Raw genomic sequence first — 17,228 nt, forward strand, 5'->3', positions numbered from 1 at the left:
ATTAACTGTAACAACACCGATTACAACTAATAAGGAGGCTTTTTCTATTATGAAAAAAATGATTTTAGCAGGTGCATTAACTTTAGCAGGAATTACTGGAGCTACTGCGTTTATTCCTGAAACAAAAGTCGCTGCTGCCGCTCAAGAACAAAGCTTTACAAAATTTTATTCTTTGCAAACTGGAGGTAGTTCTGAACAAGAACCTATTTTCCTTCAAAAAGGACAAGAACTAACAATTCATCCTAACAGCAAAACTCCTAGTTACAGTGTTTATGACTCAAATCATAACCTAATTGGACGTTATTCTGATGGTTACGGCCGAATTTTCACTGCAAAAACAGATGGAAATATGTATGTTCAATTTCATGCACCTTACGTTTACTATAGTCCTGTTAGTTTTTCCTGTTACTTATACTATTCAATAAAAAAGAGGTCCTTTATAGGGCCCCTTTTATTTCTCTTGCCAATTCACTTTTACGAATCCATCTTTCACTTTTAATCCGCTTATATTCAATACATACTCTTCATTTGCTTTTAAAGTAACTGTAAAACTACCTTTTTTCGATTCACAGATTTCCTTTAACTCTTTTATACCTTCTCCTCGTCTTTCATACACGCTAAAGCATAAGTTCCCTCGTTTTGCATCTGTCTCATAAGAAAATGTCACTTCTGTGTCCTTCTCATACTGAAGTTCAATATCTTTACCGGCAATATCCCATGATGAGAATTTCGCCTCGTAACTTGTCTCCCCTTGCTTCTCATTTTCTAAATATATATCTCCTGCTTTCCACGCGTCATCTAACGTTTGTGCAAAAGCAAAACCACTAAGTAATACAAACATTGTACTTGCCAATATCGCAACTAATGTTACTTTCTGTTTTTTAACAAAGTTCATCTTATATTCTCCTTCAACTTTCTTTTTACTTCTTCTTACCATATATAACAAAAAACCGATAAAAAATGGAAATATAACCGCTAAGACACTCCATCCTTTACTCATTTGATGTGCTTTAGCATCTGTATATACCCATGATGCAACACATATTAAAAGTGCTATAAAAGCTAAAAACATCGTCACTCCAGCTACTTCAAATAGTACAAACGGATTAGCGAACTCATTCATGTAATTTATACTCCTTCTTTAAAAATGACTGTATTACAACATATATCGGAATGTATACATGCATCATAATCACAATGGCTATTAACATAGGAATTTTATAATCCAAATGAGTGACAAATTGTTCTATAACAATTGTTAGCAAAACAATCCAAATGGTATGAATACAAATCATCCATTTCCTCTCTAACTTCTGAGCCTTTCGCACGCCCTGCTTCGTGTTATTTATTAGCTCTTCGCTTGGAGTTATCTCTTCTGCTAAACTGCTCTTTATTTTCTGTTCAAATTTATCTTCCTTCATGAACGAACCCCTCCAAATGTTCTCGCATTTTCTTTTTCCCATAATTAAGCCGATACTTTACCGTACCAATCGGTATATTTAATATTTCGCTCATTTCTTTATAAGAGTATTGTTCATAATAGTAGAGTACGAGCACGGTTTTATATTTTTCATTCAATAGCTGTATAACTTCCCGTATCATTTCCGCTTCCACTTTTTGAATAAATTCTTCTGATATATTCACATCATCTGCGAAATCTATTTCTCCACCATCCTCTTTATGAAACAAATCCAATATTCGATCTTTCCACCTTTTTTTCTTACGATAAAAATCATAAAACGTACGAACACAAATTGTAGTAATCCATTTTTTATAATTCTCCACGTAAGAAAGTTGGTGCCGCGATGAAAAAACTTTTATCCATGTCTCTTGAAAAATATCTTCCGCGTCTTCTTTCGTCTTTGCTAACTTATAGCATAAGGAATATATTTGCTTCTTATATATATCAATTAATTCTTCTACCTTTTCTTCCATCATAAGCCTCCTGTCATTTATATAAGACGACGCAAATTCCCTTTTTGTTTGATAAAATTTTATTTTTTTATTATCTCCACATAAAAAGGCAATCACAACATCGTGTGATTGCCTTTTATTTAAAAACGAAAGTCCGCTTCCGCTTTTCTTTATTGTCCAGCTCCAGCGGCTAGAATACTCGGTGGCTTCGCGCCTTCCTCCGAGGCAAAGTACGCCTCTCTGTCAGGAGCTCCATCCCCCTCCTATTCTAAACGAGCCGCTTCCGCTTTTCTTAATTACATTTTTTCTGGTGCAGATACTCCTACGATTGCTAATGCATTTTGAAGTGTAGTGCGTACTGCTTTCATTAACTCGTAGCGAGCTTTACTTAATTCTAAGTTATCTTGGTTTAATACTTTTTCTGCATTGTAGAAGCTGTGTAATGTTGCTGCTAATTCAAATGCATAGTTTGTAATACGGTGTGGTAAACGTTTTTGTGCTGCATCCGCAACTACTGCTGGGAATTCACCAAGTTTTTTCAGTAACTCTACTTCTTTCTCAGAAGTAACAAGTTTGTAGTTAACGTCTCCGCCTGTAGCTAATCCTAATTCTTCACCTTGACGAAGGATACTGCATACGCGAGCATGAGCATATTGTGCGTAGTATACTGGGTTTTCATTAGATTTTGATACAGCTAAGTCCATATCGAAGTCTAAATGAGAATCACCGCTACGCATTGCGAAGAAGTAACGCATTGCGTCCACGCCTACTTCTTCCATAAGCTCACGAAGTGTAACTGCTTTACCTGTACGTTTACTCATTTTCATTTTTTCACCGTTTTGGTATAGTTGTACCATTTGGATGATTTCTACTTCAAGTGTTTCTTTATCGTAACCTAACGCTTGAATAGCAGCTTTCATACGTGGAATGTAACCGTGGTGGTCAGCACCCCAAATGTTGATTAACTTATCGAAACCACGCTCTAATTTATCACGGTGATACGCGATATCTGGCGTTAAGTACGTGTAAGAACCATCGTTTTTAATTAATACACGGTTCTTATCGTCACCGTAAGTCATTGAACGGAACCAAGTTGCACCGTCTTCTTCAAAAATCTCGTCGCGCTCTTTTAATACAGCAAGAGCTTGATCAATTTTTCCGTTTTTGTATAATGATGTTTCTGAGAACCATACATCAAATTTAACACGGAAGCTTTCTAAGTCTTTTTGAAGTTTTGCTAACTCATATTTTAAACCGTACTCACGGTAGAATTCATAGCTTTCTTTTTCATCAGCTTTCGCATAACGATCACCGAACTCTTCTGCTAAACGTTTACCGATTCCAATGATGTCCGCACCATGGTATCCGTCTTCTGGCATTTCTTTCTCTAAGCCTAAAGCTTGCATGTAACGAGCTTCAACAGAAAGAGCTAAGTTATGAATTTGGTTACCAGCGTCATTAATGTAGTACTCACGAGATACATCGTACCCTGCTTTTGCTAATAGGTTACATAAAGTGTCACCTACTGCTGCACCACGTGCATGTCCTAAGTGAAGGTCACCTGTTGGGTTCGCAGATACGAACTCAACTTGTACTTTTTCACCTTTACCAGTATTCGTTTCACCGTAAGCTTCACCAGCGTTTACGATTGTTGGAATTAAATCTGTTAAGTAGCTATTATCCATATAGAAGTTAATAAAACCAGGACCAGCGATTTCGATTTTTTCAATAGAAGCTTTTGCTTTATCGAAGTTTGCAACTAGTTCTTCTGCAATCATACGAGGTGCTTTTTTCGCAACGCGTGCAAGTTGCATTGCCATATTTGTAGAGAAGTCACCATTTGTTTTATCTTTTGGAGATTCTAATACAACGTTTGGAATTTGTTCTTCTGTCGCTAATTCTGCCTTTAATACAGCAGCCTGAATTTCTTCTTTAATCAATCCTTTTACCTGTTCTAAGGAATTCATTATTTTGCCTCCTTCAAATTAATTGTAATAGTATATCTGCCAGCTTCTTGTTCACTTAGAAGCAATGCGTACGTTAAGAAGAGTTGTCCTTTTTTCTTTTCATCCGACCATTTAAAAAGAACGTTATCAGTCTTTGTTTGCAATGCAAACGTACCAAGTTCACTCGTATACGTACCAGTTGTCCATTCACCTTTCACATGCGTCTGACGCATAGAAACAGCACCTGAACGCATAATGAGAACTTGTTCATCTTGAATTTTAATAATTGTTTTCACTTCGCCTTGTTCGTTCGGCTCCTGGAATGTTACATATGTACCTTGACCTTTTACATAGTATTGACCATTTGCTTCAAAAGCAACGGTTTCCTTCCTCGCCCCTTCACGGATTTCTGTTACGAAATGAACGTGTACCGGCAAGCCTGCAAGTTGTTTCTCCACGTCTTGCACACCTTTCAAATGTTATAGATATTAAATACTACTTATAATAAATCACTTTTCCTATCATATCAAAAAAAGACTCTGTCTGTCTGCTGAAAAATCAGGAAAACTCCATTTCAAAAAATAATTCACTTCTACTTTATTTCATATGATAAAATATTTTTTAAATCTAAATATTCCTTCAATTAAAGAGGTGAATGTAGTGATACCAACAAAGTTAAAAAAGGGTGCTGAAATACGAGTGATTTCACCATCGTGTAGTTTAAGTATTGTTTCAAATGAAAATAGAAAACTTGCTATAAAAAGATTAACTGACATGGGCTTTCAAGTTACATTCTCAAAATATGCTGATGAGATAGATCGATTTGCTTCCTCCTCTATTTCTTCCCGCATTCAAGACCTCCATGAAGCATTTCGAGACTCTAATGTAAAAGCTATTTTGACTACACTTGGCGGATACAACTCAAATGGTTTATTGAAACATCTCGATTATGATTTAATTCGTGAAAACCCGAAATTTTTCTGTGGTTATTCTGATATTACTGCCTTAAATAATGCAATTTACGCAAAAACAGGGCTTGTTACATATTCAGGACCCCATTTCTCTTCGTTTGGAATGGAGAAAGGGCTCGGATATACAACCGATTACTTTTTAAAGTGCTTAACTTCTAATGAGCCTATTGAAGTCCTTCCATCTGAAACATGGAGCGATGATTCTTGGTATATAGATCAGGAAAATCGAGAATTTATTAAAAATGAAGGATATGTTTCAATTCAAGAAGGAGAAGCTACGGGAGATATTATCGGTGGCAATATGAGCACATTTAACTTACTGCAAGGTACACCATATATGCCAAATTTAAAGGAGAAAATTTTATTTATTGAAGAAGATAGTTTAACTGGAACATCTACTCTTAAAACTTTTGATCGTTATTTACATTCCCTTATGCAGCAGCAAGGTTTTGAATACATAAAGGGAATCGTTATAGGAAAGATGCAAAAAGGTGCAGAATGTACGATAGAAGACATTCAAGAAATGATTGCTTCAAAACCTGAACTTGCACATATCCCTATCATTGCAAACGCAAGTTTCGGGCATACAACCCCGATTTTCACTTTTCCAATTGGTGGACATGCAAAAATTATTTCTCACAAAGAGAAGACATCTATCACTATTTTAACGTACTAAAAAAGGAGCGAATGAGTCGCTCCTTTTATGGTTTTTCTATTTTTTCCAACGCTTTTTGCGGAATGGATTCTTTCGGGATTTCAGCCCATCCTTTTCCTTGCATACCTTTTGCATAAATTTTTATAAACGCCCCCGTATGCAATTCACGGTTCATCATTCTTTTAATAACTTGTAACTTTCCATCTTCTGTATACCCTTTAAAAGTATACAAGTATTCTCCGTCTTTTTTCTCACCTTTATCTATAACCGCATAATAATCTTGTATTTCTTTATTTGAAAAGAAGTTGTCTACAAAAGCATGTACACCTTCTGTTTTTGTGTTCAAATAATACGCTGTTCCACCTAGAATAATGGCGAATACAGCTAAAACTTTAATTACCAATTTCATACATGAACCTCCTGTTTGCACTTCTTTCTCGCTAGTATTATATCTATACTTGTATTATACGGAAAAGAGCATACTATACTCTATCTAAAAGTCTTACACTTTCCTTACATTATTGTAAGGGATTTTTTCTTACAACCAGTTCCCAAGAAAAAATTTTTCCGTTTCATACACTTTTATATTATTATTGAATGATACGAATTTTTATTACAAAAATCAAAGGAGACAGTTTTCAAATGGCTATCTTGCAAGGTTTAGCACTATTACTTGTTGTACTTTGTCTATTTACACTTTTCAGTTACCGTGCGCCTTACGGAATGAAGGCGATGGGCGCTTTAGCTAATGCAGCAATTGCAAGTTTTCTTATTGAAGCATTTCACCGTTATATAGGTGGAGAAATGTTTCATAATGACTTTTTACAATCAGTAGGAGAAGCTTCCGGTAGTATGAGCGGTGTCGCAGCAGCGATTTTAGTCGCATTAGCAATCGGTGTTTCCCCCGTATATGCTGTTTTAATTGGTATCGCTACTAGTGGATTTGGTATTTTACCAGGATTTTTCGCTGGATACGTTTGTGCCTTCGTCGTGAAATTTCTCGAAAAGAAATTACCAGCTGGTGTGGAATTTTTAGCAATCCTATTTATCGCTGCACCAATCTCACGCGGAATGGCAATGCTTATGGATCCGCTCGTTAACGCCACACTTGGTAAAATAGGTTCTATGATTTCAGTTGCAACTACAGAAAGTCCTATCATTATGGGTATTATGCTTGGTGGATTAATAACAGTTATTTCTACCTCTCCACTGAGTTCTATGGCACTAACTGCAATGCTTGGATTAACAGGTTTACCAATGGCAATTGGTAGTCTGGCTGTAGCAGCTTCAGCCCCAATGAACTTTATTTTCTTTAAACGCTTAAAAATTTGTTCAAAGAAAGATACAATTGCTGTAGCAATCGAGCCTTTAACACAAGCCGATGTTGTTTCAGCAAATCCGATTCCAATTTATGCGACAAACTTCGTTGGCGGTGCACTTGCTGGTATTATTACCTCTCTGTTCCAGCTCGTTAATAATGCACCAGGAACAGCATCACCAATCCCAGGACTTCTTGTCTTATTCGGATTTAATGACGTTGTAAAAGTAACAATTGCTGCTATATTATGTGGGATCGTTACCACTATTGTCGGATACATCGGATCTATTGTGTTCCGTAAATATCCGATCCGCTCTGCTGATGAAATTCGCGGAGTTACTTCGGGAGAGAAGGTTGCATAAGAAAAAGAGCTATTCCCATCGTTTAGGAATAGCTCTTTTTTGTGTCGCGTAACAGTAAATGAAATTATATCGGCGGTTTTTTAATATATCAGCGCAACTCGAATTATATCGGCGATTTTTTTAATATATCGACTTACCGACACATAACGAAAAAATAAGAGCCCTCTAATCATATAGAGGGCTTTTATTTTATCTAGCTGCAGTGGCTAGAATGATCGGTGGCTTCGCTTCTTCCTTCGAGGCAAAAAGAGCCTCTACGTCTGAAGCTCCATCCCCCTCACATTCTGAGCGAGCCGCTTCCGCTTTTATTTCTATCCAGTTACGCCTCTTAGACCCTTGCGTCTAAGAACCTTCCCTGCCAAAAGGTAAAAAGCACCTTTTGCAGGAAAGAACTTTAGCCGCCGGGCTTAAACAGTCGGCTTCACTTTTATTTTACCCAACCGAGCAGCATTTCCCGCACGAATTTGCTTGCTGCGACTGGTGTTTGATCACTATGGTCGTAGACTGGAGCTACTTCTACCAAGTCTGCTCCAACTACATTTATATTTGAATTTGCAATTGCTACGATGGAATCTAATAATTCTTTAGATGTGATACCGCCAGCTTCTAACGTTCCTGTTCCTGGAGCGTGAGCTGGGTCTAATACATCAATGTCGATTGTGACATAGACTGGGCGGCCAGCAAGTTTCGGTAATACTTCTTTTAACGGTTCTAATACGTCAAATTTGTATAAGTTCATACCTACTTCTTTCGCCCATTCAAATTCTTCCTTCATTCCAGAACGAATTCCGAAAGAATATACGTTTTCCGGACCAATTAAATCACACACTTTACGAATTGGTGTAGAGTGGGATAAAGGCTCCCCTTCATACGATTCACGTAAATCAGTATGAGCATCCATGTGGATGATTGCTAAATCCGGATATTTTTTTGCCATTGCCTTAAAAATTGGCCAAGACACTAGGTGCTCACCGCCGAGACCTAGTGGAAACTTATCGGCATCTAAAAGTTTTGATACATACTCTTCAATCATGTCTAAGCTGCGTTGTGCGTTTCCGAATGGTAATGGGATATCACCCGCATCAAAATATTTTACCTCTTCTAGTTCACGATCTAAATACGGGCTATATTCTTCAAGACCGATTGATACTTCACGAATACGTGCAGGGCCAAAACGAGATCCCGGACGGTAACTTACTGTCCAATCCATAGGCATCCCATAAATAACTACCTTTGACTCTTCAAAACTTGGATGACTTTTAATAAATACTTTACCTGAATAAGCTTCATCAAAACGCATATTCTTTTCCTCCTTATGTGGAACTTAAGGTATCCCAACCTTTCACTATTTCTCAAATTTGGAGCGAATTGCTCCTCTTTCTCGATTTACCGGGTCTTCTTTTTAACAACAAGAAGACGATTTTCTCTACAGAAGTGTAAGTAGCTAGCATGTTCAAGTCTTCTGGACAAACACCTTAAATGAGCTACTTACACTTTATTTGTTTGATACAATTCTCTTACTTAATTAAATCGCCAACAAATTTCGGTAATGCGAATGCTGCATTGTGTAATTCTTTTGTGTAGTATTTCGTTTCGATTTCGTGGAAACGCTCTTCAATTACTTCTAATGGATCATGTTTTTTAGATCCAATTGTGAACGTCCAAAGACCACTTGGGTAAGTTGGAATGTTTGCTGTGTATAAACGAGTGATTGGGAAGATCTCTTTTACGTCTTTAAACACAGTTGTAATTAACTCTGGTGTGAACCAAGGGTTGTCCGTTTGTGCAACGAAAATACCATCTTCTTTTAACGCTTTTGAAATTCCAGCGTAGAAGCCTTTTGTAAATAGGTTTACTGCTGGTCCTACTGGCTCAGTAGAATCTACCATAATTACATCGTATTCATTTTCGCTTTCTGCGATATGTAGGAAACCGTCTCCTACTTTTACTTCTACACGCTCATTATCTAATGCGCCTGCAATTGATGGTAAGTATTGTTTAGAGTACTCAATTACTTTTCCATCGATTTCAACAAGAGTTGCTTTCTTTACACTTGGGTGTTTTAACACTTCACGAATAACACCACCATCACCGCCACCAACAATTAATACGTTTTCAGGGTTTGGATGTGTAAATAAAGGTACGTGCGCTACCATTTCGTGATAAACGAACTCGTCCTTTTCTGTTGTCATAACCATGCCATCTAAAATAAGCATGTTTCCGAACTCTTCCGTTTCAACCATATCAAGTTTTTGGAATTCTGTTTGCTCCGTATGTAATGTGCGGTTAATACGCGCCGTAATCCCAAAATGTTTTGTTTGTTTTTCAGTGAACCATAGTTCCATCGTACAATCACGCCTTTCAATGCAAATTTATAATAGGGACATCATTAATGTCCCCTAACAAAAATAAAACAAAACATCCAAAATGTATAGTTAAAAGTACAAAAATACCGAAAATATATTTTAGTCAGAGGGTTCTAACATATGTGCGGAAAGGGTTTGCACCGTAAAAGGAAAGAAAACCCTTTCTTAAGAAAGGGCTTTTGTCTCTATTTCTACTGGTTTACGAATTGGAATTAGGATCATAATACAACCAACTAACACCACAATTCCACCTACTAAAAACGGACTTTGTGGTGAAACAGTATGACCGATAATTCCTGATAAAATCGGAGCAATCGCACCACCTAACCAACGAACAAAGTTATAAACACCTGACGTAACAGATCTTTCATAAGGTGAAATATCCATTACATAACTTGTGTATAATGCATTGTTTAAGCCAGACGCCAATCCTGATAAAACGATAAGAGTAATTTGTAACCACATAATTTTCACAAAGAATAGTGCAATTAAGAAAATCGCAAATACGAGTAAACTACCCTTCAATAATGTTTTTGGTTCATATTTCCCTTCTAGCTTATGTGCTAAAATTGCAGAACCGTAAGCTAACGCGAGTCCCCATCCGCAAAATACAAAGCCTAATTGAATAGCTGATAAATGCATAATAAGTGGTGAATATGCTAACACGACAAAAAATCCGTAGTAGTATAGCATCCCTGAAATGGCACCTTGCATAAATGGTTTATACTTCACCAGGTTAAGTAATTCCCCTACGCCAGCAGCCTTACGCTTCACTTTTCGTTCTGGTTCTTTTACAAAAAAGAATACTAAAATAAATGCTAAGAAAATTAAAATACTCGTCGCGAAAAACGGATAACGCCAAGAATGACCACCTAATATCCCGCCTAATAACGGTCCGCCAGCCATACCTAAGCCGATAGCTGCTTCGTATAATCCTACTGCTTCATGAACTTCTTTACTTAATGCAATCAATAAAGTCATCGCCGTCGCGAAGAACATCGCATTCCCTAATCCCCATCCAGCGCGGAAAAGAGATAATTGAGCAATCGTTTGTGACATACCACATATAAACGCAAATACAGTCACAATCGCAAGACCGATTGTCATCATCCGTTTATCACCAAATCTCGATGCAAATATACCAGCTGGTAACATCATAATTGCCATCGTTAAAATATAAGCGGTAAATAACATTTCAACTTGCCAATGTGATGCACCAATTTTCTCTGCAATAATCGGCAAAATTGGGTCGACTACTCCTATACCCGAAAAGGCAAGGAAGGTAGCCACCACTGTAATCAATCTCCCTAGTTTTTGTTTGCTCTCCATTTTGATTACTCTCCTTTTGTGCTCTCTAAAAATGTTACTGCACGATGTAAACTATCTTCTAGTTCTGCCTTTACACGTTGCATTTGCTCCATTTTTTCGTCTAACGTTTGCACTTGTTTTTCAAGCATATCTTTAATTTCTTGAATCACTTCACGATCACGAGGATTTTCGCTATTTCTTCTTTGCTCCATTCTTTCTTTTAGTGATAAGAAATGCTGCATTTCTTGAAGTGTGATTCCTAGCACTTCTTTCGCTTCTACAATTCTTTTAATTCTGGCAATATCCTCATCCGTATACAGACGGATATTTCCCTCACTACGTTCTGGGGGATGAATTAAACCAATTTCCTCATAATAACGAAGTGTACGTTTTGTTAAACCGACTTGCTTTGTTACTTCATCAATTTTATACATGTTTATTCCTCCCTTCACTTGATTATTACATTTTACGTTAACGTTAACTTTTCTGCAACTGTTAGACTTTTGTAAATGTTTGTCATATTCAATTGTATTTTCCCTAAAGCAGTTTCATAATAAAAGAAAAGAGATAATAAGGAGAATTTCACATGAGTAAACCACTTATTTTCGCTCACCGCGGAGTAAAAGGAACACATCCCGAAAATACGATGATTGCCTTCCAAGAAGCAGAACGCATTGGTGCTCACGGAATTGAACTCGATGTCCACTTATCAAAAGATGGTGAACTTGTCGTAATTCACGATGAAACCGTCGATCGTACAACAAATGGCGTTGGACTTGTTTCTGAAAAAACGGTAGAGGAACTACAATTATTGGACGCTGGTAGCTATAAAGACCCTTCTTTCCATGAAGCAAAAATCCCAACGTTGCGTGAGGTTTTCATTTGGCTTTCCACAACGAACTTACAACTAAATATTGAATTAAAGACAGATGTTATTCATTACCCAAATATTGAGGAAAAAGCTGTTGCACTTGTGCGTGAATATCATCTTTCTAATCAAATTGTATTTTCATCATTTAACCATGACTCTGTTTCATTATTAGCAGAAATTGCTCCTGAAATCCCAAGAGCAATTTTATATGATACACCACTTACTGATCCAATTTCCGAAGCAAAACATAGAGAAGCAAGTGGATTACATCCAAACTTCCAGTTATTAACGAAAGAATTTGTGCAGTTAGCACAAGAGCAAGGATATGTTTTCCGTCCATATACAATTAACGAATACAAAGATTTACAAACTATGATTGATTATGGTGTAGATGTCATCATTACCGATTGGCCAGCACGTGCCTTTGAGCTCCTTTCTTAATGGAAGGAGCTTTTTATTTTCGAAATTTCATTGTTTAAAATAAACGAAAACCCTCAATACTAATACAATAACGCTTGTATTAATGAGGGGCTGAAAAAAGATGGATCAAACTATGAATCCAAAACTTAAAAAATATAAACGTCTTTTCTTCACCGCAATGTTTTCGTGCGTCCTTTTCTTCGTTTTTTCTTTTTTTGTTATTATTATAGTTGCAAAAATTATGGGACCTCCTCCTGTTGCGGTCCCGCAAACAAGCGTCTTTTACGCAAACGATGATACTGTTATTGGACAAAGTAACGAAATTCAAAAACGTTACAATGTCTCTCTTAATGAAATTTCACCTTATGTAAAAGAAGCGACCCTTTCTATTGAAGATCAAAGATTTTATAAACATCACGGCTTCGATGTGAAACGGATTGCAGGTGCAATTGTTGCTGATTTAAAAGCGATGGCAAAGGTACAAGGAGCTAGTACAATTACACAACAATACGCGCGTAATCTGTATTTAGATCATGATAAAACGTGGAAACGAAAATTATTAGAGGCAATGTACACTATCCGCCTTGAAGTAAACTATAATAAAAATCATATTTTAGAAGGATATTTAAATACAATTTATTACGGACATGGCGCTTATGGCATCGAAGCTGCGTCCCGTCTATATTTCGATAAAACGGCAAAAGAGTTAACATTAGCAGAAGCTAGTATGCTGGCAGGTATCCCGAAAGGGCCAAGTGTCTATTCTCCCTTTTTGAAAGAGGATCGCGCTAAAGGACGACAAGCTCTCATATTAGATGAAATGGTGAAGCAAGGATATATTACGAAGCAACAAGCAACCTTAGCGAAGAAAGAGACACTAACTTTTGCCTCATTAGATACGAAAAAAGTAGCAGAGGTCGCACCATATTTCCAAGATGCTGTACAAGCTTCGCTTCTTCGTGATGTTGGATTAGACGAACAAGCTTTACAACGAGGTGGCTTACGAATTTATACAACGCTAGACCCTAAACTACAAGCTGTAGCAGAACAAGCTGTAAAAGATCATATACCTGACACAACAAACATACAAACTGCTCTCGTCTCTATGAATCCAACGACAGGTGAAGTGGCTGCTCTTGTTGGTGGAACTGATTATAATATGAGTCAATTTAACAGGGCTACACAAGCCGTTCGTCAGCCTGGTTCTACATTTAAGCCATTTCTATATTATGCGGCATTAGAACGAGGATTCACGCCTGCTACGCGCTTAAAAAGCGAATATACTGTATTCACCCTAGGTGACGGCGTTTCAAAGTATAAACCGAAGAACTATAAAGATTATTATGCAGATGATTTCGTAACGATGGCACAAGCTCTCGCAGTCTCTGATAACATTTATGCTGTGAAAACGAATTTGTTTTTAGGAGATGACACGCTAGCAAAAACAGCGAAACAATTTGGAATTAAAAGTGCATTAAAAGATGTGCCTTCTCTAGCTCTCGGTACATCACCAGTAAAACCAATTGAAATGGTTAACGCTTATAGCATGTTCGCAAACGGTGGAAAAGAAGTAAAACCTACTTTCATTCGCCGCATTATGGATCATGAAGGAAATATATTATACGATGCTCATTTAGAGAGTAAACAAGTTCTCGACAAGAGCAAAGCATTTGTAATGGAAGAAATGATGACTGGTATGTTTAATAAGAAACTAAGCAGTTATGCTGCTGTAACTGGCCAATCGATGTTATCAAAATTATCAAGAACATATGCCGGCAAATCTGGTTCTACTGAAACGGATAGTTGGATGATCGGATTTACTCCGCAAATCGTAACAGGTGTATGGGTCGGATATGATCAACCAAAATCTATTTCAAACGTAGCAGAACAGGGGTATGCGAAGAAAATATGGACTGATACGATGGAGAAGGGCTTAGATGGACAGCCTAAAAAAGAATTTAAACAACCAAGTGACGTCGTAGCGGTTAATATCAATCCAGAGAACGGTAAAATTGCTACAAAAAATTGTCCTATTTCTGTGAAAATGTATTTCGCTAAAGGTACCGAACCGACTGAATATTGTATGGATCACGTCGATGATAAAGAAGAATTTGAAAAAACAACTGAAGAAAAGAAAAAAACAAGTTGGTGGAAAAAATATCTTCCTTGGTAAAAAAAATAGCTGACGGGCATCCGTCAGCTATTTTTTATTCACTTAATAATGCACGGCGCAATTCTTCACTAGATTCGTTCCAAATCGCTTCATTATGTTCTTTCAAGAACGTACCAAGTACCTTTTTAGATGATTCATCCATATGGTCAACCATAATGTGACGCTTCAATGATTTATCCATTTTATTTACGTGTTCTGGAAGTGATTTATATCCGCGGCGAATCTCACGGTCAACTGTCATTTCACAAGCTGTTACACCTGCGTAATACGCACCTGTCGCAGTTCTTTCAATTGTTACCCAAACAAGCCAAAATGGTTTTCCATTTGGAACTTCATCTTTATTTGTTAAAAACTTAATACCTTTTTCTACTGTACTACGCGCATGCATCGCACCGATATCAACGAATGCAGTCTTCTCTAGTACATCAACAAATACGGGTGAAATGTTTTCTAAGCTTAATGCTCCAACACCAAATCCACCATGTCCATCTGTTGAATCATTTTTCACGATATTAAAACCGATTTTTTTCTTTTTCTCTGTCATATGTAAAATCCTCCTCACTTAAAAATTATAAAAGGCCAAAAATAGGCGCAATGATGCTGTCTAAAAATACAAATACATGCGGAATAACTACCTGGAAAATAGGTTGAATTGTGTAATTACTAAGCGGTGTAATAACGAGAATTAATAACGCAATTGCCCCGTATTTTTCATACTGTGTCATTTTCGCGCGAATATTTGCTGGCGCTAAATCTTCCACAACTCGATATCCATCAAGTGGCGGGATCGGTAATAAGTTAAATACAAGTAAAACGATATTCAGCATAATAAAAATCTGGAAAAATTGAGCTAACGTATCTGCCACTGCAGATGGAATTGAGTATAATACACCAAATTTTAATAAGCTATACCAAATAATTAAACCAATTGCACTTAAAATTAAGTTACTAATCGGCCCTGCAATTGACACTAATATACCTGCCAGACGCGGTCTTTTAAAGTTATATGGATTAACAGGAACTGGTCTTGCCCAACCGAATCCAAGAATTAATACTGCAATCAAACCGATAAGGTCTAAATGGGCCATCGGTGATAACGTTAAACGCCCTTGTCTCTTTGCTGTATCGTCCCCAAATTTATATGCAACATATGCATGTGCAAATTCATGAACGGATAGTGCAATAATAATTGCCATTGCTACTAACGGAATTTCGTGCAATGGATATCTAAATAACTGATCCATACTTCATCTCCTCTTCCATATGTCAAAAAAAGAAATTATTTGTTTTTTCGATTGTTCTTCCCCATAATCCGCTATAATAAGAGTGTAACTTACATAAAAGGAGCGATTGTACATGCCATACGTAACAGTGAAAATGCTAGAAGGACGCACAGAAGAACAAAAGAAAGCTCTTGCTGAGAAAGTAACAGCAGCAGTAAGCGAAACAACTGGTGCTCCTGAAGAAAACATCGTTGTTTTCATCGAAGAAATGTCTAAAAACCATTATGCAGTTGGCGGAAAACGCTTAAGCGACAAATAATTTCAAGTTTTTTCATAAGAAGCAGCCATTAGCTGCTTCTTATTTCTTTCCTTCTAACAACTCAATAATTCTCTCTTTATATTTTCCTTTTCTTCCATCTTCATAGATTAAATCATGTGGATAGAATAGCTTTTGATCCGTTCTTTTCTTACCTGTAATCGCCTCAACAATATCCGACTCACGTGAAAGCTCTCTAAGCTCTCCGTTTGGCATAAGAAGTAGGATTGGTAGACGCTCTTCTTCTTCTCCTGCACGATAAAAGTCATACGGTAAGTCTGATGTTGAATCAACTACTAAATAATACTCCGGATCAAGTCCAATCTTTTTAAATAAACTACTTAATTCCATCCAATTATCTAAACCGTGTTTATCTGTAAACTCTACATATTTAAATAGATTTCGATTCATAAAACGGCGGCATAAATCGCTTAAAATTGGATCTTCTTCTTCCTGCCATACTTGGAAGTAGTAATACATAACGTTCTCGTCTAACTTTAAATAATCCTCTACTGTTACTTCTTCTTCAAATAAAGAATAGAAATGAACAGGATGATTTTTGAATGTATAATACTTCTCGTGCAGTGATTTCGCACGGTGTAAAATCTTCGTTAAAATAACTTCTGCACTTCGCGTTACTGGGTGGAAATATACTTGCCAATACATTTGATAACGACTCATAATGTAATGCTCAACAGCATGCATACCACTATTTTTAATGACTACTTGATCCCCATACGGGCGCATTACACGCAGTATACGTTCCATATCGAAGTTTCCGTACTTTACGCCTGTAAAATAAGCATCTCTTAATAAATAATCCATACGATCCGCATCAATTTGGCTCGAAATCATACTAATTGCTAATTTATTAGTAGACGTTTTTGCAATTACATCTGCTACCTTTTGTGGAAACTCCTTATCAACACGACTTAATACATCATTAATCTCCGTATTGCCAACAATAATCTTTTGCGTAAATTTCTCATGATCTAATGAAAATACTTTTTCAAACGAGTGAGAAAATGGGCCGTGACCGACATCATGAAGTAATGCCGCACATAAACATAACAATCTATCTTCAGCATTCCAATTTGGTCTGCCATCAAACACATCATCAATCATACGACGAATAATTTCGTATACACCTAACGAATGAGTAAAGCGACTATGCTCTGCACCGTGAAATGTAAAAAATGTCGTTCCAAGCTGCTTAATACGGCGCAAGCGTTGAAATTCTTTCGTTCCGATTAAATCCCAAATAACACGATCACGCACGTGCACATATTTATGTACTGGGTCTTTAAACACTTTTGTTTCGCTGAGTTTGTCGTTTAAATATACCACTTTCCGACATCCCCCTTTCTTTACTACATTCTTACTTT

General features: G+C 36.9%; 18 protein-coding genes and 1 pseudogene. 6 read left to right on the plus strand and 13 right to left on the minus strand.

Features of this window, described 5'->3' with window-relative positions; translation table 11 throughout:
* Positions 1–49 precede the first annotated feature (49 nt).
* Positions 50–425, plus strand: a pseudogene (locus BC_RS26730) (hypothetical protein).
* Positions 426–451: 26 nt separating this feature from the next.
* Here the strand turns inward: BC_RS26730 and BC_RS26735 are convergent.
* The 5 genes from BC_RS26735 to BC_RS26755 all read right to left on the minus strand — a co-directional run bounded on the left by BC_RS26735 (position 452) and on the right by BC_RS26755 (position 4,318).
* Positions 452–1,123 (minus strand): ECF-type sigma factor negative effector, encoded by a 672-nt coding sequence (locus tag BC_RS26735; RefSeq protein WP_001001596.1) that lies wholly within the window; start codon positions 1,121–1,123, stop codon positions 452–454.
* Positions 1,116–1,421, minus strand: a complete 306-nt coding sequence (locus BC_RS26740) for an ECF-type sigma factor negative effector (protein WP_000656684.1) — start codon at positions 1,419–1,421, stop codon at positions 1,116–1,118. The genes BC_RS26735 and BC_RS26740 overlap by 8 nt, the downstream gene beginning before the upstream one ends.
* A complete protein-coding gene (locus tag BC_RS26745) occupies positions 1,408–1,935 on the minus strand; it encodes an RNA polymerase sigma factor (protein ID WP_000391642.1) in 528 nt (175 codons plus the stop codon). The genes BC_RS26740 and BC_RS26745 overlap by 14 nt, the downstream gene beginning before the upstream one ends.
* A 275-nt stretch (positions 1,936–2,210) precedes the next feature.
* Entirely contained in the window at positions 2,211–3,881 is a 1,671-nt protein-coding gene (argS, locus tag BC_RS26750) for an arginine--tRNA ligase (RefSeq protein ID WP_001086456.1), read from the minus strand.
* Complete coding sequence (locus tag BC_RS26755) at positions 3,881–4,318, minus strand: DUF1934 domain-containing protein (protein WP_000414867.1); 438 nt, start codon at positions 4,316–4,318, stop codon at positions 3,881–3,883. The genes argS and BC_RS26755 overlap by 1 nt, the downstream gene beginning before the upstream one ends.
* 202 nt (positions 4,319–4,520) lie before the next feature.
* Here BC_RS26755 and BC_RS26760 point away from each other — a divergent pair, with 202 nt between their 5' ends.
* Positions 4,521–5,507 (plus strand): S66 family peptidase, encoded by a 987-nt coding sequence (locus BC_RS26760; protein ID WP_000613224.1) that lies wholly within the window; start codon positions 4,521–4,523, stop codon positions 5,505–5,507.
* 25 nt (positions 5,508–5,532) lie between these two features.
* Here the strand turns inward: BC_RS26760 and BC_RS26765 are convergent, their stop codons facing one another.
* Complete coding sequence (locus tag BC_RS26765; RefSeq protein WP_000779921.1) at positions 5,533–5,895, minus strand: YxeA family protein; 363 nt, start codon at positions 5,893–5,895, stop codon at positions 5,533–5,535.
* Between the two features lie 233 nt (positions 5,896–6,128).
* Between BC_RS26765 and BC_RS26770 the strand changes: the two genes are divergently transcribed.
* On the plus strand, positions 6,129–7,166 hold the full coding sequence (locus tag BC_RS26770) for a PTS sugar transporter subunit IIC (RefSeq protein ID WP_000996320.1): 1,038 nt from the start codon (positions 6,129–6,131) through the stop codon (positions 7,164–7,166).
* 427 nt (positions 7,167–7,593) lie between these two features.
* On the opposite strand, the gene speB is transcribed toward BC_RS26770, so the two are convergent.
* From speB to BC_RS26790, 4 genes are all read right to left on the minus strand, one after another.
* Positions 7,594–8,466, minus strand: a complete 873-nt coding sequence (speB, locus tag BC_RS26775) for an agmatinase (protein ID WP_001209831.1) — start codon at positions 8,464–8,466, stop codon at positions 7,594–7,596.
* A gap of 217 nt (positions 8,467–8,683) precedes the next feature.
* Positions 8,684–9,511 carry a polyamine aminopropyltransferase gene (gene speE / locus BC_RS26780; protein ID WP_000424691.1) on the minus strand — a complete coding sequence of 276 codons (828 nt, stop codon included), beginning with the start codon at positions 9,509–9,511 and terminating at the stop codon, positions 8,684–8,686.
* 186 nt (positions 9,512–9,697) lie between these two features.
* Positions 9,698–10,861: an MFS transporter gene (locus BC_RS26785; protein ID WP_000444228.1), complete on the minus strand. Its 1,164-nt coding sequence runs from the start codon at positions 10,859–10,861 to the stop codon at positions 9,698–9,700.
* Between the two features lie 5 nt (positions 10,862–10,866).
* Positions 10,867–11,274, minus strand: coding sequence for a MerR family transcriptional regulator (locus BC_RS26790; RefSeq protein WP_000276560.1), 408 nt, complete (start codon positions 11,272–11,274; stop codon positions 10,867–10,869).
* Between the two features lie 152 nt (positions 11,275–11,426).
* Here BC_RS26790 and BC_RS26795 point away from each other — a divergent pair, with 152 nt between their 5' ends.
* Together BC_RS26795 and BC_RS26800 are read left to right on the plus strand one after the other, a co-directional pair.
* Entirely contained in the window at positions 11,427–12,152 is a 726-nt protein-coding gene (locus BC_RS26795; protein WP_000042779.1) for a glycerophosphodiester phosphodiesterase, read from the plus strand.
* Positions 12,153–12,252: 100 nt separating this feature from the next.
* Positions 12,253–14,304: a transglycosylase domain-containing protein gene (locus BC_RS26800; protein ID WP_000372958.1), complete on the plus strand. Its 2,052-nt coding sequence runs from the start codon at positions 12,253–12,255 to the stop codon at positions 14,302–14,304.
* Positions 14,305–14,338: 34 nt separating this feature from the next.
* Here BC_RS26800 and BC_RS26805 read toward each other — a convergent pair whose 3' ends face one another.
* A complete protein-coding gene (locus tag BC_RS26805) occupies positions 14,339–14,848 on the minus strand; it encodes a YwhD family protein (RefSeq protein ID WP_000136678.1) in 510 nt (169 codons plus the stop codon).
* A gap of 25 nt (positions 14,849–14,873) precedes the next feature.
* Positions 14,874–15,548 (minus strand): site-2 protease family protein, encoded by a 675-nt coding sequence (locus BC_RS26810; RefSeq protein ID WP_000372441.1) that lies wholly within the window; start codon positions 15,546–15,548, stop codon positions 14,874–14,876.
* Positions 15,549–15,660: 112 nt separating this feature from the next.
* Between BC_RS26810 and BC_RS26815 the strand changes: the two genes are divergently transcribed.
* Complete coding sequence (locus tag BC_RS26815) at positions 15,661–15,846, plus strand: 2-hydroxymuconate tautomerase (protein ID WP_001147171.1); 186 nt, start codon at positions 15,661–15,663, stop codon at positions 15,844–15,846.
* A 39-nt stretch (positions 15,847–15,885) separates the two neighbouring features.
* Here the strand turns inward: BC_RS26815 and BC_RS26820 are convergent, their stop codons facing one another.
* The gene (locus BC_RS26820; protein WP_000262741.1) at positions 15,886–17,190 is read right to left on the minus strand and encodes an HD domain-containing protein; all 1,305 of its coding nucleotides are present in this window, start codon (positions 17,188–17,190) and stop codon (positions 15,886–15,888) included.
* Positions 17,191–17,228: the final 38 nt, after the last annotated feature.

The organism is Bacillus cereus ATCC 14579 (assembly GCF_000007825.1).
Classification (GTDB): Bacteria; Bacillota; Bacilli; order Bacillales; family Bacillaceae_G; genus Bacillus_A; species Bacillus_A cereus.